This window comes from Spirochaetae bacterium HGW-Spirochaetae-1 (assembly GCA_002839375.1).
Lineage (GTDB): Bacteria > Spirochaetota > UBA4802 > UBA4802 > UBA5550 > PGXY01.
The window spans coordinates 85,558-106,319 of the sequence record PGXY01000011.1 but is presented as its reverse complement, the minus strand read 5'-3'; the positions used below and the strand labels follow the sequence as shown (position 1 = coordinate 106,319).

The window sequence follows — 20,762 nt, the reverse complement described above, 5'->3', positions numbered from 1 at the left end:
TGATCTACATGCCGATGATCTGAACATCGCGGGGTATTTTTATTTCACCGATGGTTTTTACCATGACCGGCTTATTGAGCTTTACATCGTCGAACTGAACATCGATGCGCGTTTCGGCATTTTTAATAACGATTGAGATCTGCCGGAAAAAGGAGCAGCTGTCGGTGGAGATTTTCCTCTTCAGGTATATCTCCACCTCTTCCCTGGTCTTTTTATTCATCAGTTTAATCCTATCGGGCTGGTCCGATGAGAATGATATTGTTTCGTACCAGAGATCATTCTCCAGGATGAGATAGGATTTGTTGTCCTGCGGCGACGCCAGTCCGTCCTTCACCGTATAGTTCTCGAGAACCGGTATACGACCCGTGGCCAGATCCTGAATCAATTTAAAATCAAGATTTATGGTGCTGTAGTTCAGGAGACTGATGGTATTGATATTATCCTTGAAAATCTTTTTTTCCGCGGGAAAATAAAAATATATCACGTCCCTGTCCTGAAACATATGCGTAATGGGGCTTTTGAATATAAAGTCGATAAAGGCCAGGGACATTTTACCCGCTTTCCGGTCAAATTGTGCCTTTCCCAGGGCTTTGAATTTTTTAGTCTTCATTGCACCATCAATGGTCATGGAAGCCGATATTGTGTCGGGAGCCGCGGTATTAAAGGCCTTCACCGCATCAAGCATGGACCGGGTTTTTCCATCCCCGGAGCGTATGACCGCTTCCTTTTTCTCTTTATGCAGTTGCCCGCCGAGGCAGCCGAGGCAAAACAGAAGCAGCGCTGCCGATGCTACGGCAATGGTCTTTAATTTCATCTTCATTCTGTCCTGTGATTATTTTTTTGAAACACCGTCGAGCTTTCCCCTGATTTTCCTGTTGTCATCAAGCTTCAGGGACTTCTTCCAGTAAAAGACCGCCCGATCGGCATCGCCGATTTTATAATACGTGTCCCCGATGTGATCATAAACCACAGGGTCCGGGGAGCTGGTTTTATCCAGCTGCTTCTCGGCCAGAAGGAGTTTTTCCAGGGCCAGGGGATAGTTGCCCTGCCGGTAATAGGCCCAGCCCAGAGAGTCCAGGTATGCCCCGTTGTTCGGTTCGGACAGAAGTGCCTTCTGTATCAATTCCAGGGACCTGTCGATCTTCATATCATTATCAGCGTAGAGATAACCAAGGTAATTATTCACCCTGGCACTCTCAGGATTTTTCTCATGGGCTTTTTCAAGAGAGCTTATGGCCTCATTCAGTTTTTTATTCTTTTCCTGAATGACGGCAAGATAAAAATAGTAGGTCTCGCTGCCATCATCCAGTTCAATGGCCTTGAGCATGTTTTCCTCGGCGAATGTATAATCTTTCACCCACAGGAACACCAGTCCCTTGTAAAAATACGGCTTGGGATTTACCGGTTCACGCCTGGAAGCCATTTCAAAATGCTGAAAGGCCATATCATAATTTTTCTGCAAACCGTACAGGTAACCCATATGCAGCAGCATGTCGGTGTCGGGATTGATTTCGTTTACCCTCCGATACCGCACCAGGGCCATGGAATAATCCTCATTCTCCTCATAAATCCTCCCCAGGTAATAAAAGGCTTCTGCAACGCTGTCATCGATCTCAACGGCGCGGCTGAAGCATTCTCTGGCTACGGACATTAAGCCGGACTGGTATGAAATAATTCCGGCGCTGATCAGCTCATTGAACTCACTCCTCGTATCGCCGGCCCGCCTGTATATATGCGCCATGGCGATGTGCGGCGTTATGGCCCTGGGCCTGTTTTTTATAATGGCCGTGAGCACATTGGCGGCTTCGTCATCTTTCTGCCGCATTTCCAGAAGCAGCCCCTGGGCCTGGAAGCCTTCAACGGTCCTGCCATCAATTGCTTTTCTCAGATAATGAATCGCCCTGCCGTCATCCCTGAGATAGAGAGACCTTCCCATGATGCCGTTCATTACGCTGTTATCGGGAGCAATGGCAAGATACAGGAGGGCGAATTCCTGCGCCCTGTCCAGGTCATATCGAAGCATGTAGAGAAGGGCCAGCATGTACAGGGCCTTATCATTGGTATTGTTGATGGAATAGACCTCACGGTAATATGTAAGAGCCTTCTCGTAATCATTATTGTAGAATGCCAGGTACCCTAAATAGTAATACGAGTATTCCCTGTAGTAGTTTTCATTGGCCGAATTGTTGGATAATTCAATCACCCTCCTGAATATCCGCCCGGCATTATCACGGTCCGACATGGATTTCAGATAATGTTCACCCAGAAGGAAAAGGATGTGAATATCCCCGGGATTGGCCCGGCAGTATTCTTCCAGAATTTCAGCGGCCTTCCCCTCATTTTTAAGGCGCATATAGATGTTATACGTCCTGTTATACGGCTCCTGGAAAGATGGGTTCAGATCGATTGCCTTCCGGGCATACTCCAGTGCCGCGGGGAAATTATAGAGGTAAAAATAGCAGTCCGAAATCTGGGACCAGACACGGTCAAGGGCGCGCTCCGAAGCCTGTGCTTCCTGGAAATAGCCCAGGGCCTTATTCAGGTATTCCGCACGCTTCGGGTCCTGGGGATTCTCGACTGCGTATTGCTTGTAATGAAGGCCATAACTGTAGAGGGACCAGTCTTCCCTGATTAAAATACCATTTTCATTCGGGGATGAATGCCCCGGTTCCGCAGCCGCTTTGATCCCTTCCTTTTGCCCTGTAGTAGCACAATGGGTGACGGGTATAAGCAGTAAAAGAAGGAATGCCGTTCTGATGGTCAATTTCATGTATTCGTCCTCTGATATCGGTTCCAATTAATTGCAGGCAGTACCGAATCGGAACTAAGATATCAATTCACGGTAAAATTGTCAAATGATATTGTCCACATCAGTTCCCCGTATGCTACGGCATGCCATCCCGGACCGGACAGTCATATTTTTGTAACAAAAACCACATATTTCATTCAATATTTCATAGATATATTAAGAGACGCAAAAAGACCTGGTTTATGCCTGATATTAAGGAGAAGAATTATGTACTTTGGAATAGATCCCCTTTACTGGATGATAATGGCGCCCGTACTTATACTATCACTTCTGGCGTCATACAGGGTAAAGAGCACCTTTAAGAAATATTCACGTTCCTTTGTCCGGTCAGGGGTGACAGGAGCACAAGCGGCGCGCAGGATACTGGACCGCCACGGTCTCTCCAGTGTTAACGTTGTGGAAACAGGAGGCTTTCTCTCTGACCACTATGATCCGGCCCGCAAAGTAGTACGTCTTTCCCCGGAAGTTTACCGGGGCAGCAGCGTGGCTGCCATAGGAGTCGCGGCCCACGAAACAGGCCATGCCCTTCAGCACAAAGAAGCCTATTCACCTCTCATGCTGAGAAACATGATGGTCCCCGTGGCATCCGTAGGATCGAACTTCGCCTGGATCATTATCATCGCCGGTCTTCTTCTCAGTTTTACCGGACTGGTAAAAATCGGCATCGCCCTTTTCAGTGTGGTGGTCCTTTTTCAGATCATAACGCTTCCCGTAGAATTCAATGCCTCAAGCAGGGCAAAACAGATACTGGCCGCCGAAGGCCTTGTATCATCAGCGGAACTTAGCGGCGTGAACAGCGTCCTGTCTGCTGCGGCCATGACCTATGTCGCGGCGACCGCTTCAGCCATAGCCACACTGCTCTATTTTCTCATGCGTGCCGGTTTTCTCGGTGGAGATGATTAATCTGTAAAAAAAACACTTGATGTTTCAACCCGCTAAATAGTAAAAATGTCTCATGGTTGCCGTATCACGTTTGAAGATACAAATCCCGCGCCCGAATTTAGCAAATAACCGGACCTGATGAAAGGAATAGTAAAAAAATTATTAATTATACCAAAACAGCTCGTGATCAAACCCCTCCGTGCCATCAAAAAGCTCATTTTCAACGACCTGCGGCTGGTAATACGTAATTACGAGGAACATGATGGGGAACTTTCCACCTGTGCCATTGCGTTTTTTCTTCTCATATCCTTTATCCCCGCTTCTCTGGTAATTATTTCTCTTCTCAGTTTTTTTTACAAATCTGGCGATATGGTCACCTTTTACCTGAACCAGTTGAAGCTCCAGCTGCCGTCAATAAATATCGAAAGACTCGTGGCTATCCTCGACCAGATCGTGTATACGAAAAGATACCTGGCCTTTATCTGGATCCCCTTTCTCTTCTGGTGGGGCAGCCTTGTCTTCGATATTTTCGAAAGGGTGCTGGAAAAGGCCTTCAGGATAGGGGAAAGCAGGCGGTACTGGAAGGCAAAAATACGGCACTTCATAATAATCGGCGGCATCAGCATACTCGCCCTGTCTTTTACCATCATCTCCAACTTTATCGCCATCGCTAAAAACAGTGATATAATCTCTTTTATTGAAAGAAACATGAAAACAGTGCCGGTCCTACACGACTTTATCATAGCAATCGGCCATATCCCTTTCCTGCTTTCTTCTATATCCACCCTGGCTGTGAACACCCTTCTCTTTTTCACCCTCTATCGCTTTGTGCCGCCGAAAAAACTGGACAATAAATCGCTCTTCCAGGGGGCGCTTTTCGCCTGCTTCAGCTACGAGGTCATCAAATCGCTCTTTTCCTACTATATAACTGAAATAAACGACTATTCTTCCATCTTCGGCCCCCTCTCCACCATTGTTATTCTCATGATATGGATTTGGTATACCTGCTTCCTCTTTGTCATCGGTGCTGAAATGGCCTGGGTCTTTTTTGAAAACAGGACCGTTTCGTATGAACTTGATTTTGACAGCGGGGAATAACTCGGCAGGGGGTTTTTCCCGACTTTATTGTTGACTCACCGCAAAAAGGGCGTATAATATATCAACAGCTATATTCATTAAAACGTCCATACGACCATGAGACAGATTCCCGATAACGAAAAATTAACCGTCCTGGCTGTCGATGATTCGGCAGTCATGCTCGAAGCCCTGAGAGGACTTCTGGATCAGGATTATCACCTTATCCTGACAAAAAACCTGGCCGATTTCGAAACCGCCATTAAATCCGTGACACCGGAAATAATCCTCCTGGACCTGAACCTCCCTGATGGAAACGGCATCGATATCTGCCGCTCACTGCGTGCACAAAAAACCTTTTCCGAAACGGCGATTCTTATCATAACGGGCACAACCGATTCTGAAACCATTGAAAAAGGGTACGTGGCCGGAAGCGACGATTTCATCCGTAAACCCTTCATCCCCTATGAGCTGAAAGCAAAAATACTGATGTTCGAAAAGATCATACGAGACAGATCCAACATACATTCAGCGTATCTCTCTCAGCTTGAATTGAATAATAAACTCAATACCTTCAACCAGATCGTCCAGGAAAATATAATCACCCGGGACCCGGAATCGAGTTTCAAGACAGCTGAGCACCTCTCGGAAATCATCAACGTGAGCTACATCGAAGTGGTTAAAAAACAGGGGCTGCAATTCATCACCCTGGTGAAAAAGGAATATGAGGAATCGGGAAAATACCGCTCCTTCGAGGAACTGAACAAAATACTCAGTATTTCGGAAAGGTTTACCACCAACAGCGACACCATGCGCATCAAATCGGGAGATTCTCACATATACTGCCTGATAATTCCCCTTCTCCTCGGGGAAAAAATATTCGGCTATATTCTGTTCGAAAACGATACGCCTTTCCGCGACGACGACCAGAAAATGATAAACCTTTTTTCAAATTTTTTCACCATTCTGCACAACCGCTTCAGCGTAGAGCACGCCATTGAAAAAATGAACAGCGAGTATAAATCCGAGGTTTCCCGGGTCAGGAAGATTCAGGTCTCATCCCTTCCCGATTTCAGCCGTATAACGGGCTACGACATATCATCGGCATTCCTTCCGGCCCAGGACATTTCCGGTGATTTTTTCGACGGGTATTTCATCAGCAAAAAGGTTTACCAGATAATCCTCTGCGATGTTTCGGGTCACGGCATCGCCTCTTCTTATATCGGGAACCAGATACGCACTCTCTTCAAGACTCTTTCGGGTAATGGAAAAACGCCGGCAGAAATAGTCAAATCAGTGAACGACGTCATCGCCGCAGACCTGCAGGGCCTTTATTATTTTGCCACGGCCCTTGTCCTGCATATAAATCTGGAAAGCGGGGTTATCCGTTATGTGAATGCGGGGCACCCACCCATGTTCTATTACCGCATCAGGGAAAAAAGCTGCAACAGGCTATCGAGCACCGGCCCCCTCATAGGCCTGTTCCCCGACAACCTCTATAAAGACAGCGAGATAATCATTGAAGAGGGCGATTCGTTAATTCTCTACACTGACGGCATCCAGGAAGCGGGGTCAGCCCACAAGAAAGAGGACGGGGAAATGTTCGGTGAACAGAGGATTGAAGATCAGTTTATCGAAGGCCAGGGGCACAGTTCCCGCGATATTATTCATACCATCATCGGGAGTCTCTATGAATTCACCGAGTACGCCGATCAGGAGGATGATATCACCATCATATGCATAAGGCGGGACCGCGACGTGGGCGACATCGTCATCTTCTGAAGGCCTGGAGCCGAAAATCCTCGATAACGGCTCCGGCGTATTCACTGACTGCCAGTATGGCCCCATATCCCGTTGTTCCCGAGAAAATATCTATCATCCTTTTTTTCCGCGATTCCTCGAGGTAAAGCTTGTCGAAACGCAGCGGGTTCTCCCACTGGGCCCTCCGCTCCTCCAGAAGAGCCCCGCAGTAATCAATGATTTCATGAAGCAGAAAAGCACAATCCTTCATGATATGGCTGGCGTCCCGCTCAATCTCCAGCTCGGTGATACCCTTGCGGGAAAGGAGCAGGGCGTGGTCCTCGATTCTCTTTGACGGCTTATTGCCCCTGGGCATGGCCTGAAAGTTCAGGCTGTTCTCAAATGCGAGAAGAGACTTTTTGGCCTCATCATCGGGCTCCAGAATCCACAGCACGGGAAGATAGAACTGGGTGAATTCCGCCAGGGCCCCGTAAAAATGGCTGATTTCAAAACCGGCGCTGGGATGAAACTCAATACGGGGATGGCGCCGTATCCTGGCCGTATTCTCTTCTATGATATTTTCCACCGTGGCAGAAAAGGACTTCTCATTTTTCTTTTTATCGTATTTCTCTTTCAGCTTTTCAAAGTTGGTAATCTCGGCAAGGATAAAGCCTTCCAGGTTCATCTTGTTTTTAACAGCCATGCGGAGCCTGTCCTCGAAGGGTCCGTTATCGAACCATTTCATGCTGTATTTTTCAGCATACTCGTCATATTTCTGCCTCAACTTGTCGATGAGACTGTTTATTTCTTCCTTAGAAAGCGGCATGGGGGCGCGACCGTATCCTTTATTGATGTGATAGTATTCTGAAAGGTGCCGGGTTGTGAAGCGGTTTGTCAAGATAATTATCTCCATGGAAAAAACATAAGACCCCCGGCATAAATATCGATATAATTCCGATACCCGCTCCCGCCGCCCCCTCAGGGGCTCAAAACTCACTGATTTATTAAAAAGAGGCCTTTGGATAAGATAGGAAAATTTAAAAATCCCTCGCAGGGGTGGCGACTTTCAATTCATGCATGGCATCAGTAACTTCGCCGGGGTCCTATCGCGCTTTCAGGATATCCTCCAGGGCTTCCGCCAGGGACCCGTGGGAGAAGGAGAATCCTTCCCCGAGGAGCCGTGTTGGTACGGCCCGCTGTCCCCCGAGAAGAACCGAGGCGAATTCTCCCAGGGCGAGCTTCAATGCAAAGGAGGGAACGGCCGGCAAAAAGGCAGGCCTGCCAAGAACCCGGGCCAGGACAGTGGTGAGTTCCCTGTTGGTCACGGGCACCGGGGCCGTACAGTTCACCGGTCCCTGTATACGGGTGCTATCAATCAGAAACAGGATAATACGCGCCAGGTCTTCGTGGTGGATCCAGGAGAACCATTGCCTGCCGGTTCCCAGAGGACTGCCCAGTCCACGGCGAAAGAGGGGAATGAGCTGTCCCAGGGCCCCTCCCTTTTCACTCAGGACTATGCCAAAACGGGTTATGGCCGTAGATACGCCGGACCTTTCAGCCTGCCGTGCCTCTCCTTCCCAATCTCGTGTTACCACGGCCAGGAAATCATTGCCGGGCAGTTCCTCCTCATCAAGAAATTCATCACCGTGCGGTCCGTAATAGCCCACAGCCGAGGTACTGATAAAACGCGTTACCCTGTTACCCTTCCGTTCCAGTGCCTGCACAATATTCCGCGTGGTGAGAATCCTGCTCTTATAGATAAGTGACTTGTTCTTTTCATTCCAGCGTGTAAAAATGGTTGCCCCTGCCAGATTTATAACCACGTCATGAGATATCATCTCGTCCTGCCACGGTCCCGAACCGGTCCCGTCGGCAAGAATGGTATGCACTTTCCCATCGTGAAAACCGTCCGGGCCTGCCTGCCGCTGCATATGGGTCACCTCGTGTCCCTGTTGCAGTAAAAGTGACGTTACCGCATTGCCCACAAGACCATTACCGCCCGTAATAAATATCCTCATGACAAAGAACCCCCCTGTTATTAATCGAATGTCCTTGCCGAAAAATCAATCACCAACAAGAGGACGGACCTTCTCTATCGAAAAAAACACCAGGAAGCGGTCCTTTTCATCGGCGTCTCCGCCATTATGGCCATGGGAACTCCTCCTGAGTTCATTGATCCGGGGAGTGTTTTTTTCCTCGTGCTTCTTTTCCAGGTAGAGACGCCTGCCCTTGTGGCCGGGGCCGTCCTCTTTGAAAAGATAGACGGCCTTCCCATTGCTCTGAAGATTTTCATGGCTGAGACGGTCCTGCATTATGAATGCCACAGTACCATCATCCATAAAATGGGGACGGCCGTACAGGGCGGCATCGACACTCCCCCGGGAATCGGCCGTGGAAAGTACTCCCGCTCCCCTGACTGTTTCAAAGTATTCCTTTAATTCACTTTTCATCATTCGAGCTCCCTTATCTTTCTGTAACCGTTGATAGAATGTCCGGGAATCAATTTTCATCTGAAACACCGGTGTAAAATACAGGTAATCAGTATTGTAATCGGGAATAAAGTCACAAAAAACTTCGACTGCATATTTTACTCTATATTAGAGAACTTAACACTATTAATATTAATCAAAAAATTAATTTTAATAATGTGTTTTTTTATTGCAAAAAAAATCCTGATTCTTTAGTATACTGGTACCGTCCGGACGGGTTATATACTATACAGTATAGTATCACATAAAAAAATAAAAAATCAGAATATCCAGCAACTGCAAATCATGAAAAAAAATCAGACACATCTGCGCTTTCCCTCATATAGCGCATTTGAGGGAATAATTATGAGCGTTTTTAGGGGTTGTGTCAATATTTTTTGTTTCTACCTTCTTATTTTTGTTACTCTGCACACTTTTTCTAATTCGGCAGCGGCCCAGACAGTCAATAAAGGGCTAACCAAAAAAACAACGATTCCGCGCGTAGCGGACAAACCCATGCTGCCGGTGAAAAAAAACCAGGACCTTGATGACGAGGAGGATTTTAAGGATTCAGACGATGACGAGGATTTTTCCGGCAATGAAAGTGGTGATTCCTTCTTTTCGGTGAACGGCATGATAGAACTTGAAAACTTCATCAGCACCTACACCGAACAGGAGCCTGTGGACAGCATTAAAAAAAATGAAGTGAGACTGAAACTGACCATGAAAATGGGTGGCGAGTCCGTCTACGTAAAGGCCGTTCCCAACTTCTATTACCTTCCCACCTTCATCAACAAGGGACTGTATGATGATTATTGTTATACCGAAGACAGGTCACTCGCCCGGAACGGACGCTTTTCCACCAGGGAATTTGAGGCCACCTTCAATGAATTCTATTTCAATGTAACCACGTCACTGTTTCAATTCCGCGTGGGAAACCAGATCTATGCCTGGGGAACGGCCGATACGACCAATCCCACGTCGTATATCAATCCCCAGGACATGCGTGAGCTCTTTTTTAAAGACGGCGATGAGATAAACTGCGGGGTTCCTTCCGTATCGTCGCTGTTTTTTATCGGAGATTATACCCTTGATGTTGTCTTCGTTCCCATGCATATTTCCGCCATAACGCCGTCCCAGACGAATTTCTGGGGATATAATTATGAGTTAGGACCACTGACCATCCTTCAGGACGGCAACAGCGCGCTTCCCGTCTCATGGGAAAATTTCGGATATGCCATGCGGTTTGCCGGCAGCGTAAACGGATACGACTTTGCCGTGAGCGCCTATCATGGACCCGACAAGACACCGGCCCTTCGTCCCATGGAGATATTGTCACCGCCCAACCAGGGTTCCTTTGTCGCAGTCACTCCTGTATATTATACCTATACCGCGTTGGGAGCGGCTCTCTCCTTTTCCCTGGACAAGTTCGTCATCCAGGCCGAGGCGCTCTATTCGCCTGACAAGCCGGGAGTTGTTGATGAATCGGCAATAGCCACCGATGACGACGGAAACCTCGATCCCGGCGCCATCATATGGCCTTTCAGGATACGCGATTCCCACTACTTCTCCTATGCTATGGGATTCAACTATTTCCGAGGTGACTGGCGGTTCACCATGGAATGGTCGCAGTCAAAATACTTCGCCCCGGACCTTATGTCATCGTACTACACCGGTCTTCTCACCATGAACATCAACCGGAGCTTCCTGAACGACCGGCTCTCGGCGTCACTCACGGGCGTCTTTGACACCTTTGAGAGCGGATTCATTCTCATGCAGCAGTTTGACTACGATTTTGAAAACGGCGTCACCCTGCGCCTGTCCTATGCCTTTATCAGGAGCGTCGACGACGGTGATGTTGCCACGGTAAACATGTTCGACCTCTTCAGCAATAACGACGTCGTCTCCCTGGGAGTCCGCTATGATTTTTAAGTTCTTCATTCCCGTAATACTACTGATATGCGCCGCCTTTTCCGGCTGCGGCCTGGATACGAAAGGAAACCTCATGCTTGAGGGTACCCTGGAGAGATCCTGGGCTGTGACACCGGAACTCGCTGCGACGGCGTCCCCCCTCTTTGTTGCAGTGTCCAACACCGACGATTTTTCCCTGGTCATATCAGACCCCCTGAATACGATCATTACGCTTGTCTCCGTGGAAACGGGCGCCGACAACTTCAGCATTGACCTCACGGACGACGGCGTAAGCCCCGGCGATGCCGTATACCTCTTTGCCTTTACCGACGACGACTTTACCAATTCGGTGCCTTTCCCGGGCCCCGGTGACATGGTGGGTTTCTATATAAACGAGGATACGCTCAGCATGGCCTACGTGCTCGAAGACGGGGTAAACAGCGGTATTCACATCAAGCTGAACCGTGAGGTCTTCGATTACAGCGCCGAGGTAGAGGGAACCCTGCGGGGAGAAGAAAACGGCGATGTGTTCCTCGTTGCTTATGCCGGTGAGCTCACGGGGATGGATTTTACCGACATTGATGTTAATGCCATCATAGGATACAGCCGCATAAAAAAAACAGGCACCTGCCAGAAATTCACCCTTCCCATTATTCCCTACGGCTTCGACGCGCCGGTGAACGATGTGTATATTTTCGCCATACTGGACAGGAACGGCAGCGGCCTCATCGATGAGGGCGATATCATCGGCTTCCTCTCCGGTGATGACGGATATCCTTCCACCATGATAATCAACAAAGGGACCAATAACTGCGGCAGCATTGAATTCATCATGGATATCATGGAGCCCTCGGGATACGATGTGCATCTTAGGGGCGCCTATACCCTGCCCGACGGCATGACTGACATTGATTCAGGCGCGGTCTTTATCATCGTATCGGACAGCAACGGTGCATCCAATCTGTTGAGCAGTCCCCTGGCCTCGCTGAAAACCTATTACCAGGTGCCCGCAGGCCAGAAAACCTTTGACATCGACCTCTCCCTGACGGACCTGACGGCAGGTGAAAACATCACTATCTTCGCCCTGTGGGACCGGGACTTTGATATGGACGCAGGCGGTTTCCCCGTAATGAACCAGGGTGACATGATAGGCTACTATATCGACGAGGCCAACCTCTCCATGAATTATACCCTGGAGTCCCTGGAAAATCCGCCGGTGACCATAGCGGTAGACAAAACCCATTACGGCACCCAGGCCTCGGTCCGGGGAACGGTAAACGGCACGGAGAGCGGAACAGTCCTTTTCATTGCCTATACCGGCGAGATCAATTCCCTCGATATGACACAAATTGACACCGATGAAATCGCGGCGTACCAGTCCTTCACCAAGGGGTCCGGACCCATGGCCTACGAGCTGGATATCCTGCCCTTTTATACACTGCCCCTGGAGAACGTGACCCTTTTCGCAATACTCGACCGGAACAACAACGGGAGCCCCGATGCGGGCGACGGCCTGGGCTTTTATGCCGACAATGAATACGGTATTCCATCCATGATTACCGTGCCCTCCACGGGCGTTACGGACATCGATATCAACTTCGTCATGGATATCTCGGACACGCCCGACCCGGGCGGGGAGCCCATGCGGCTCATAGGCGATTTCGAAGCCCCCGATGGATACGACGAGAACTCGCCGCCCATCTTCCTGCTCGTGACGGAATCATCGTCCATGAATATCCTGGACAACCTTTTCACCTCACTGCGGTATTACGGCAAGCTGGAGCCGGGATCAACCCATTTCGACATCGACCTGGCTGCAACGGGCCTCCAGCCCGGTGACGGAACAGAGATCATGGTCATCGCCATCTGGGACCGCAACTATGACGGCGGATTTGTCTATCCCGACGCGGGTGATAAAATAGGATACTGCCAGAACAAGGACGACATGAAATTCTCCTTCCCGATCACAGCGGGAGATAATGTGATACCGCAGAGCGGATGGGACTTCCGCATAAACAGGACCATCCATGACCATAATGCCCGGCTGGCCTTTGTCTTCGACAGGGGAGTCCTGCCCTATGCAGATGTTAACGGTAAAAATATCATCATGGTGGCAATCCAGGAAGGGGGCATCAGCACGGACCTCATCAATTTCTTCCAGATCGACGATATCGACTATGTCATAGGCCTGCAGACCGTGACAGCCCTGGACGTAGACGGTGACGGCAATTTTGCCACAGATTACGTCTACATGGACATATTTCCCTTCATCTTCGATGAAATAACTGTGGGCGACAACTTTAGAATAGACAGCATCTATCTCATAGGAATCCTCGATGAAAACAATAACGGCCTCATCGATGATGGCGAGAATATCGGATACTACTGGCGAAGAACGGGCCTCTTCACATACATCTACTGGCCTGACAAAATAAAAATGATTAACGAAAACACCTATATTGAAAACAGACTCAACGTATTATATCAATCGGTCCGCTTCTCTTCTGAAACCTATTGAAGGGAAATGGACTCCTACAAACATACACATTGAAGAAGTCCGGTGAGGACTCATTCAGGAAACTATCAGAGGAGAATCAGAATGATTAGAAAAGCAGCATCAGCCGTACTTATCGTACTTTTAGCCGCAGCCGTACTGTATGCCATGACGGGAAGAGAAATAATCGACAAGGCCAATAACCTCAAGGGCGCCGACAGTGCCGAGAGTAAAATTGAAATGATAATTTTCAAGGGCGGGCGTGAGCTCGTCAAGGAATTTGAGATCAAGACCAAAAAGGTCGGCGGCGAAACAAGAACCCTCAGCGCCTTTATCAAACCTACTAAAATGAAGGTCCTGTCACATGCCCACGCCGGCAGGGATGACGACCAGTGGATCCGTCTCAGTTCGGGTAAGGTAAAACGGATCGTGGGCGGCGAACGGGACAAACCCTTTGCGGGATCACACATGACTTATGACGATCTGGAATCAAGGGAAACCGACGACTTTACGTATAAAAAGCTGTCCGACGCCACAACCATGGGAACGCCCTGCTATGTTGTAGAAGCGGTCAAGACCGTTGGAACCATAAACTACGACAAGATAGTGCTCCATGTCAGGAAGGCGGACTTTTTCGTAATCCGCGTTGATTTTTACAAGCATGGAAAACTTTTCAAGTTCCTGGAAAACAATAATGTACAGAATATAAGCGGAATCCTGACACCAATGGAAGTAATCATGACCATGGCCAATGGCGAGGGAAAGACCATTTTAAAAGTAAAATCTGTTCAATATAATATCCGGATTCCCGATTCGGTATTTTCCAAGGGTGCCCTGGGGAAATAGGGTATTTTATTGGGGCAATTTTTGGATTGCCCCAATAATGAACAAAACCATCCGGACGGTTTAAATTAATCTTGACAATTTGCTCTTAATTGGTATACTGTGCATTATTTCCGTGTAGAGGTGTGTATTATGAAACATATAATTAAATCCGGCATTAAAAAGCTTCTTAAAAACCATGCAATTATCTTCATTTCCCTGCTCATGATGGCCTTTTCAGGCTGTGAAATGAGCTCTTCCGACAGTGCCACCGACGATCAGGTACGGCAGGTTGCGGAACAGGCCGATAGTATAGCCCTTGATATGAATTCACTGGCTGATCTCTTCAGTCAGCTGCAGACCATTGATGAAGAAAGTGGAACCGGGGTCAACGCAGAAGATATCACTAAAATCCTGGGCGATATCACGACGCAATACGGCGACCTTCAAACAAAATTAAGCGATTTCAAGGCGCTTCTTCAGGGACTGCCGGGGGATACAGATACCGACAGTCTTTCAGCTCTGGCGGCAATTTTTGAAATGTACAGCGATCTCTCTGATGGTGAGTTGAAAGAAGTCAGTGGCGTTGATAGCTATGTACAGATGCTTACGAATCTGGCCGCACAATTTCAGGATATTGAAGGCACCGAAGAACTGGGGGCCTTTCTGGCGGCCCTTCCCGGCCTTAACACTGAACTCATGAATAACATATTACCTATCGCCCTCAATGACCTGGCAGCCATGATCATTGATGCATTCAATACCATGGCCCAACTCCTGGGTTATGATGATGTTACTGTAACCTATGATGGCACTTCTAAGGTTCTGTTCACCAATCTTGATCTCCAGCCCGTCATTACAGCATTGAACAATCTGAGAAGTCAGGCAGCACCGTCAAGCCCGGCCCGGGCCGCTGGTGATCCGATATTTACAGCTGATGAATTAGCCCCTTACATCGGTTTTATCACGGGTCTCCTGGGAAGCGGCGCTCTCGACGATACCGATACCGGGATTGATACAACGGATCCTTCAGCCATAGCCGATATGATATTAGGCTATATCTCCGGTGTAAACATTCAAATCGGACGCGAACAGCTCGTAATCTTCATTGATTTTCTGATACCCATTCTGGGGGAGGTAAATCCCCAGCAGGCCGATCCGGAAACCGCCGGAACAGAGCTTTCCATTAACTCGGAACTTGTCTATAATATCAGCAAAACGGTGAATGCCTTTGCGGATCTCTATGAAACAATCGTTATTTTTGGATATGATATTTTTGAAATTGAATACAGTCTTCAGTTGAATGTAGTAATTTCAACTCTTTTTGGAATGGACAACTCTGCGGATTTACTCCGCTCGGCAGCCCTGCAGATCGACGAAATTGCCCTGGCCATTGCCCAGACCGAAACAACCGAATAGAATTTATACTGCCTTTTACCCTATCATGGATATATGTAGCCCGAAGGGACGACGGTCACGGCCATCGGCCCCTTCGGGAGCATAGTTTTCGCCGCTTATTTTTCTACCCGTGTCCAGAGTTCCTTTCGTCCTATGAGTGATATGCCGATATAGCCCTTGACCCAGAGTTTGTTATTCCCATCCATCCACATCAGGCAGCTATAGGTTTTACCATCACCGGGATCATAGATGGTACCGTCAACCCACTCCTCCCCGTCAAAAGAAAAATTCTGCAGCATGAGCTTGCCCTGCAGTTTGTCGTTTCTCCTGGCAGGATCGGGATTATTCACGTCCTTGTCATCGGGAATCTGTGTCCAGACGATTTTCCCGCAATAACGGCTGCCGCACTTGTAAATCTCAACCTTGCCGTCCTTGGCAGCCACAAGCCAGGTTCCCAGCAGCGCATCGGGATTTCCCGCTGAAATAGCCGATGTTCCCGCAAAAATCATGAGGGAAACAATCATTGTAAAAAAAGCAGTTTTTTTAGCCATGAATACCTCTCCAGATAATTAATATGAATGACAATTCAGTCATTTATTAACATAGTTGCAGCACACTGTCAATAAAAATAGGGTCTACCGGTCAGAACTTGAGTTCAGCACGAGACAGCTTCTGAATAGTATTAAAAATCAGTGAATCTGCTTGCATTTATCATATATATGTCGTTCAGTTATGGCTGTCGCAGACTTAATCCTTAAAAACGGGGAAAACACCATGAAAGAGATTGTAATCGGTATCGATATCGGGGGAACCTACACAAAATTCGGCGCCGTGGACCGTTCGGGCGCAAGCCTGGCCGAGGACTCCATTCCCACGAGTGAACATGAGAAAGCTGAAGATTTCGTGTCCCGCCTGGCGGAAAAAATCAACGCTATGCTCGCCGGCCTGCCCCGGGACCTGGGTTTGAAGGGTATCGGTATTGGCGTACCCAATGGTAATTTCTTCAGAGGCACCGTTGAGTTCGCTCCTAACCTGCGCTGGAAGGGCATCGTCCCCCTGGCAGATATTTTCAGGAATCACTTTGATCTTCCCGTATATCTTACCAACGACGCCAATGCCGCGGCCCTGGGAGAGATGATCTACGGCGGGGCGCAGGGCATGAAAGACTTTGTACTCATTACCCTGGGAACGGGGCTGGGAAGCGGAATCGTGGTGAACGGACAGATGGTCTATGGCCACGATGGATTTGCCGGAGAACTGGGACACACCATTGTGGACCCAGCTGGCAGGGAATGCGGCTGCGGGAAAAGAGGCTGCCTGGAAACCTATGTCTCAGCCACGGGTATCCGCCGCACTGTTTTTGAATTGATGGCGGAATATATCTCCGAAAGCTCCATGAGGAATATTTCCTTTAACGATCTCACGGCCCGCATGATCAGCGAGGCGGCGGAAAAGGGCGATTCACTGGCCCTGGAGGCCTTTGAACGGACGGGCAGAATCCTGGCCATGAAGCTGGCTGACACGGTGGCCCATGTGAGTCCCCAGGCTATTTTCCTTTTTGGCGGACTGGCCGGGGCAGGCGACCTGATCCTGGAACCGGTTCGGCGGCACCTGGAAGAGTATCTCCTTCCCATTTACCGCGGCAAGGTGCGCATTCTGCCCTCACAGCTCTCGGAGATAAATGCAGCCATTGCCGGGGCCGGTGCACTGGTGTGGAATGCCCTGACCTGAATTTTTCATTTTAACCGTCCAGTCATACTTTTTTTGTTGCTTTTTTTAATGCCCGGGCATTACAGTAATCTTAACAACCCTTGCATATACGGCAACCTGTATTTGAGAATGGAACTATTATGAATCAAACCGTCTCAGGGCCCGATGGGCCATGGAATACTAATATGTGGCAGAATGAATACAAAGAAAAACTGCGGCAGCCCGAACAGCTCATAAATCTCGTTCAGCCGGGCAACAAGGTGTATATAGAAACGGGCTGCAGCGAGCCCCGGTTCCTTGTGGAAACTCTCATCATAAACAACAGGGGGCTCAGTGATGTGGAAATTTTTACCACCATACCTCTGAGCGGTTACAGCGATTTCGGCGGGAAATTCGGTTCGAGGTTCCGGATAAAATCATTTTTCATTTCGCCCAGCCTGCGCAGCGCCTTTGACCAGGGTAATGCAGACCATATGCCAGTTTCAACCTTCGGGCTTTCCCGCCTCATCCTTGAGGAATACATACCCGTTGACGTGGCACTGATCCAGCTTGGCATTCCCGACTCCCGGGGATTCATGAGTCTGGGAGTCACCGTTGACATTACCAGGACAATCATTGAAAAGGCCAGCGTTGTCATTGCCCAGGTAAACAGGAACATCCCACGGACCTTCGGCGATGGGTTCATCCACATGAGCATGGTGGATCACCTTATCGAGCATGACGCCCCTCTCATTGAGTACCCCATGGAAAAGCTCGATATTGAAACGCTCGAGGTGGGAGAAAATATCGCCTCTCTCATCGACGACGGCTCCACCATCCAGTTCGGCTTCGGCCGCATACCAGAAGCCGCCCTGCTTTCCCTGGTGGGAAAAAAAGACCTGGGAATCCATTCCGAAATTATAACTGACACAATCTGCGACCTCATGGAATCGGGAACGGTCACAAACATGAATAAGGATATCGACACGGGAAAAACCACTGCCAGCCTGTGTCTGGGCACCCGTCGCCTCTTTGACTACCTTAACGACAATCCCGGCATCGAAATGCGTAAACCGGAATACGTGAGCAATCCACAGGTCATTGGAAGCCACGGCAACATGGTGGCCATCAACGGTGCCGTGGAAGTGGACCTGACCGGCCAGACCTGTGTGGGCATGAAGGACCAGATTGACTTCTTCGGCGTTCTCTCCCACGCCGATTTCAACCGGACAGCCATGCTCTCACCGGGCGGCAAGGGTATCATCGCTCTGCGCTCCACTACGCGCGACGGGAGCCAATCGCGCATCGTGCCTGAATTCACCTACAGCCGCAGCGGTATCATTACCACCCAGACGGACACCAACTGGATCGTCACCGAATATGGCTGCGTCAACCTCTACGGCAAATCCATCCGGGACCGGGCCCTGGCTCTTATAAGCATCGCCCACCCCGGCTTCCGTCAGTGGCTCCTTGAAGAGGCCAAACGCCTCAATTTCGTATACCAGGACCAGGTTCTTCCCGCTGAAAGTGCCATTTATCCCTTTAAATATGAGATGAAAAAAACCATACGGGAGAACAAGTTTATCATCAGGCCCGTCAAGATCACCGATGAACGCGCCATCCAGGATCTCTTCTATACTATGCCGCAGAATGATAAATTTTTCAGGTTCCTGCGAAACGTCACAGTGCTGCACCACCAGCAGGCTCAGCCCCTGGTGAACGCCGATTACATAAACAGCATGGCCCTTGTCGTGACTGAGCTAAACAGGAACAAGGACAACGTTCTTGCCGTGGCCCACATCGCCCGGGAAAACGGCGACGACAAAAAGGACACGGCTGAATTTGCGGCCATGGTAGACCCCCGGTGGCAGAACAAGGGAATAGGAACTTATCTCCTGAAGTACATGACGGAAATAGCCGGCAATATGGGCTTCAAAAAACTATCAGCCTATGTCTGGGAGGACAACATGGCGATGATCCGGGTTATCCAGAAGGAAGCGGCTCATCTCCAGAGCAGCTCGGACACGCGCGTCATAACCTTTGAGATGGATACCGAACAATGAACAGTCGCATAAAACAGAAAAAAGCCTCGGGAATGTATAATATGTCTACCCGGTCACAGTACATCAAACTCAACCACATCGATTTTTTATGGCTGGTCATGAGCCGCCTGTTCCCCTCATTCGGCCAGCTTATCACGCTGCGCTTCACCACGAAGCATGCTCCCGAGGAAATAAAAAGGGCGGTTCGGTCCCTTCTCTCGGCATATCCCCGCATGCGTTCGGTGCTTGAAAATAAAATCATGAGACTCCGTCTGAAAGTTCCGGCCGATAACGATCCCATTCTGGAGAAACTCTTCGATGAGTCATTTATCGTGAAGCACGATATGGTCTATAATGGCCGTGGTTATTTCGAGTACCGAAAAATGCTGTTCAACGAACCCTTTGACCTGGAACACGGGTTGGCCTTTAAAATTCACTACCTTCCCGACGGTGATACGCCGGTATTGTTCCTTTCAATCCATCATGTCCTTACCGATGCCAGGGGATGGCTGCACATGCTCAACACATTCATGTCTTTCCTGAACGGCGCCCCGGTAAAGCCCATCCCCGCGGACAATCCCAGCCTCATTCCCTCGGCGCTGCTGAAACCCTGGTACGACATGCCTGCGAGGCTCCTTGTCTCTTTCAAGACATATAAAAGGAACATGAATATCAGACGAAATGATATCCCCATCATTCACGCTCGGTGCACCGATTTCAACACCTTCGGAGATGCCGATCTTTTCCAGGCCGAAATCACGCACCCCTTCTCAGCCATCCACGCCAAATCGCATGAGCTGGGATGCAGTATTTTCGCCTTCACAGAACTGTGCATCGCCGCCATCTCCATGGCAATCAGGAAAATGGCTCACTCCCACGACGGAAACGTAATCCAGATATATTTCATCATTGACATGAGACCTCTCTTTCACACGGGAAAGCCCGTTTTCGGCAACTACCTGCTCCTGGGCATGATACGCATTCCCGGTGAAGCTCCGGAAAACCCCCACAGGCTTATAACGATCGTCAGGTCCGAACTCATGGAGAATCTCAGGCAGGTTAAAAAAAGAGAGACCATGTTTCCCATGATGCTCAACAAGCTGTCTACATTCATGGGACTCAAGAACTACACAAAAGCGGCTCGTTATGCGAAAAGAAGCGGCAAGGTACCCCTGACCTATATATTCTCCAACATAGGCCATGCCGACCGTCTTAACTCCCACGGGGCAAAAGCGCAAATCTGCGAAGTGATCGGCACCGTTCCCCAGAATGGGATATTTATAAGTTCCTCCATACTGGGCGACCGGATCAATACGGGCATTTCCTACCCCGTGGATATTTTCACCCGCGACGAGATTGAAAAATTTTTCCACGCCTTCGATGGCGCCCTGGACGACCTGCTTAAAGTATAATGGGACATTGCCCTGTCGAAG

At 49.1% G+C, this 20,762-nt stretch carries 16 protein-coding genes; 10 read left to right on the top strand and 6 right to left on the bottom strand.

Annotated features, from left to right (window positions below; translation table 11 throughout):
• Nucleotides 1-4 precede the first annotated feature (4 nt).
• Together CVV44_21190 and CVV44_21185 are read right to left on the bottom strand one after the other, a co-directional pair.
• On the bottom strand, nucleotides 5-820 hold the full coding sequence (locus CVV44_21190) for a hypothetical protein (protein PKL35331.1): 816 nt from the start codon (nucleotides 818-820) through the stop codon (nucleotides 5-7).
• Between the two features lie 12 nt (nucleotides 821-832).
• Nucleotides 833-2,770, bottom strand: coding sequence for a hypothetical protein (locus CVV44_21185; protein PKL35330.1), 1,938 nt, complete (start codon nucleotides 2,768-2,770; stop codon nucleotides 833-835).
• 246 nt (nucleotides 2,771-3,016) lie between these two features.
• On the opposite strand from CVV44_21185, the gene CVV44_21180 reads away from it, so the two are divergent.
• The 3 genes from CVV44_21180 to CVV44_21170 all read left to right on the top strand — a co-directional run bounded on the left by CVV44_21180 (nucleotide 3,017) and on the right by CVV44_21170 (nucleotide 6,547).
• Nucleotides 3,017-3,712 carry a hypothetical protein gene (locus tag CVV44_21180; protein PKL35329.1) on the top strand — a complete coding sequence of 232 codons (696 nt, stop codon included), beginning with the start codon at nucleotides 3,017-3,019 and terminating at the stop codon, nucleotides 3,710-3,712.
• A 117-nt stretch (nucleotides 3,713-3,829) separates the two neighbouring features.
• Nucleotides 3,830-4,789: a hypothetical protein gene (locus CVV44_21175; GenBank protein ID PKL35328.1), complete on the top strand. Its 960-nt coding sequence runs from the start codon at nucleotides 3,830-3,832 to the stop codon at nucleotides 4,787-4,789.
• Between the two features lie 96 nt (nucleotides 4,790-4,885).
• The gene (locus CVV44_21170) at nucleotides 4,886-6,547 is read left to right on the top strand and encodes a hypothetical protein (GenBank protein PKL35327.1); all 1,662 of its coding nucleotides are present in this window, start codon (nucleotides 4,886-4,888) and stop codon (nucleotides 6,545-6,547) included.
• On the opposite strand, the gene CVV44_21165 is transcribed toward CVV44_21170, so the two are convergent.
• The 3 genes from CVV44_21165 to CVV44_21155 form a co-directional block, all read right to left on the bottom strand.
• On the bottom strand, nucleotides 6,537-7,418 hold the full coding sequence (locus tag CVV44_21165) for a hypothetical protein (GenBank protein PKL35326.1): 882 nt from the start codon (nucleotides 7,416-7,418) through the stop codon (nucleotides 6,537-6,539). The genes CVV44_21170 and CVV44_21165 overlap by 11 nt on opposite strands.
• A gap of 190 nt (nucleotides 7,419-7,608) precedes the next feature.
• On the bottom strand, nucleotides 7,609-8,523 hold the full coding sequence (locus CVV44_21160; GenBank protein PKL35325.1) for a TIGR01777 family protein: 915 nt from the start codon (nucleotides 8,521-8,523) through the stop codon (nucleotides 7,609-7,611).
• Between the two features lie 45 nt (nucleotides 8,524-8,568).
• Nucleotides 8,569-8,958 carry a pyridoxamine 5'-phosphate oxidase gene (locus CVV44_21155; GenBank protein ID PKL35324.1) on the bottom strand — a complete coding sequence of 130 codons (390 nt, stop codon included), beginning with the start codon at nucleotides 8,956-8,958 and terminating at the stop codon, nucleotides 8,569-8,571.
• 321 nt (nucleotides 8,959-9,279) lie between these two features.
• On the opposite strand from CVV44_21155, the gene CVV44_21150 reads away from it, so the two are divergent.
• The 4 genes from CVV44_21150 to CVV44_21135 all read left to right on the top strand — a co-directional run bounded on the left by CVV44_21150 (nucleotide 9,280) and on the right by CVV44_21135 (nucleotide 15,619).
• Entirely contained in the window at nucleotides 9,280-10,905 is a 1,626-nt protein-coding gene (locus tag CVV44_21150) for a hypothetical protein (protein PKL35323.1), read from the top strand.
• Nucleotides 10,895-13,402: a hypothetical protein gene (locus CVV44_21145; protein PKL35322.1), complete on the top strand. Its 2,508-nt coding sequence runs from the start codon at nucleotides 10,895-10,897 to the stop codon at nucleotides 13,400-13,402. The genes CVV44_21150 and CVV44_21145 overlap by 11 nt, the downstream gene beginning before the upstream one ends.
• An 81-nt stretch (nucleotides 13,403-13,483) precedes the next feature.
• Complete coding sequence (locus CVV44_21140) at nucleotides 13,484-14,224, top strand: hypothetical protein (GenBank protein ID PKL35321.1); 741 nt, start codon at nucleotides 13,484-13,486, stop codon at nucleotides 14,222-14,224.
• Between the two features lie 129 nt (nucleotides 14,225-14,353).
• Nucleotides 14,354-15,619 carry a hypothetical protein gene (locus tag CVV44_21135; GenBank protein ID PKL35320.1) on the top strand — a complete coding sequence of 422 codons (1,266 nt, stop codon included), beginning with the start codon at nucleotides 14,354-14,356 and terminating at the stop codon, nucleotides 15,617-15,619.
• 95 nt (nucleotides 15,620-15,714) lie between these two features.
• On the opposite strand, the gene CVV44_21130 is transcribed toward CVV44_21135, so the two are convergent.
• The gene (locus tag CVV44_21130) at nucleotides 15,715-16,149 is read right to left on the bottom strand and encodes a DUF2147 domain-containing protein (GenBank protein PKL35319.1); all 435 of its coding nucleotides are present in this window, start codon (nucleotides 16,147-16,149) and stop codon (nucleotides 15,715-15,717) included.
• A 223-nt stretch (nucleotides 16,150-16,372) separates the two neighbouring features.
• Between CVV44_21130 and CVV44_21125 the strand changes: the two genes are divergently transcribed.
• The 3 genes from CVV44_21125 (at nucleotide 16,373) to CVV44_21115 (ending at nucleotide 20,741) form a co-directional block, all read left to right on the top strand.
• Complete coding sequence (locus tag CVV44_21125) at nucleotides 16,373-17,329, top strand: glucokinase (protein PKL35318.1); 957 nt, start codon at nucleotides 16,373-16,375, stop codon at nucleotides 17,327-17,329.
• 119 nt (nucleotides 17,330-17,448) lie between these two features.
• Nucleotides 17,449-19,350 (top strand): acetyl-CoA hydrolase, encoded by a 1,902-nt coding sequence (locus CVV44_21120; GenBank protein PKL35317.1) that lies wholly within the window; start codon nucleotides 17,449-17,451, stop codon nucleotides 19,348-19,350.
• Nucleotides 19,347-20,741 carry a hypothetical protein gene (locus tag CVV44_21115; GenBank protein PKL35316.1) on the top strand — a complete coding sequence of 465 codons (1,395 nt, stop codon included), beginning with the start codon at nucleotides 19,347-19,349 and terminating at the stop codon, nucleotides 20,739-20,741. Before CVV44_21120 ends, CVV44_21115 begins: the two co-directional genes overlap by 4 nt.
• Nucleotides 20,742-20,762: the final 21 nt, after the last annotated feature.

Excerpts from the sequence above, each read along its gene's own strand:
- CVV44_21135 (PKL35320.1), top strand. The coding sequence starts at position 14,354 with ATGAAACATATAATTAAATCCGGCATTAAAAAGCTTCTTAAAAACCAT.
- CVV44_21130 (PKL35319.1), bottom strand. The coding sequence starts at position 16,149 with ATGGCTAAAAAAACTGCTTTTTTTACAATGATTGTTTCCCTCATGATT.
- CVV44_21145 (PKL35322.1), top strand. The coding sequence starts at position 10,895 with ATGATTTTTAAGTTCTTCATTCCCGTAATACTACTGATATGCGCCGCC.
- CVV44_21155 (PKL35324.1), bottom strand. The coding sequence starts at position 8,958 with ATGATGAAAAGTGAATTAAAGGAATACTTTGAAACAGTCAGGGGAGCG.
- CVV44_21170 (PKL35327.1), top strand. The coding sequence starts at position 4,886 with ATGAGACAGATTCCCGATAACGAAAAATTAACCGTCCTGGCTGTCGAT.
- CVV44_21190 (PKL35331.1), bottom strand. The coding sequence starts at position 820 with ATGAAGATGAAATTAAAGACCATTGCCGTAGCATCGGCAGCGCTGCTT.
- CVV44_21150 (PKL35323.1), top strand. The coding sequence starts at position 9,280 with ATGAAAAAAAATCAGACACATCTGCGCTTTCCCTCATATAGCGCATTT.
- CVV44_21185 (PKL35330.1), bottom strand. The coding sequence starts at position 2,770 with ATGAAATTGACCATCAGAACGGCATTCCTTCTTTTACTGCTTATACCC.
- CVV44_21180 (PKL35329.1), top strand. The coding sequence starts at position 3,017 with ATGTACTTTGGAATAGATCCCCTTTACTGGATGATAATGGCGCCCGTA.
- CVV44_21165 (PKL35326.1), bottom strand. The coding sequence starts at position 7,418 with ATGGAGATAATTATCTTGACAAACCGCTTCACAACCCGGCACCTTTCA.
- CVV44_21160 (PKL35325.1), bottom strand. The coding sequence starts at position 8,523 with ATGAGGATATTTATTACGGGCGGTAATGGTCTTGTGGGCAATGCGGTA.
- CVV44_21120 (PKL35317.1), top strand. The coding sequence starts at position 17,449 with ATGAATCAAACCGTCTCAGGGCCCGATGGGCCATGGAATACTAATATG.
- CVV44_21115 (PKL35316.1), top strand. The coding sequence starts at position 19,347 with ATGAACAGTCGCATAAAACAGAAAAAAGCCTCGGGAATGTATAATATG.
- CVV44_21125 (PKL35318.1), top strand. The coding sequence starts at position 16,373 with ATGAAAGAGATTGTAATCGGTATCGATATCGGGGGAACCTACACAAAA.
- CVV44_21175 (PKL35328.1), top strand. The coding sequence starts at position 3,830 with ATGAAAGGAATAGTAAAAAAATTATTAATTATACCAAAACAGCTCGTG.
- CVV44_21140 (PKL35321.1), top strand. The coding sequence starts at position 13,484 with ATGATTAGAAAAGCAGCATCAGCCGTACTTATCGTACTTTTAGCCGCA.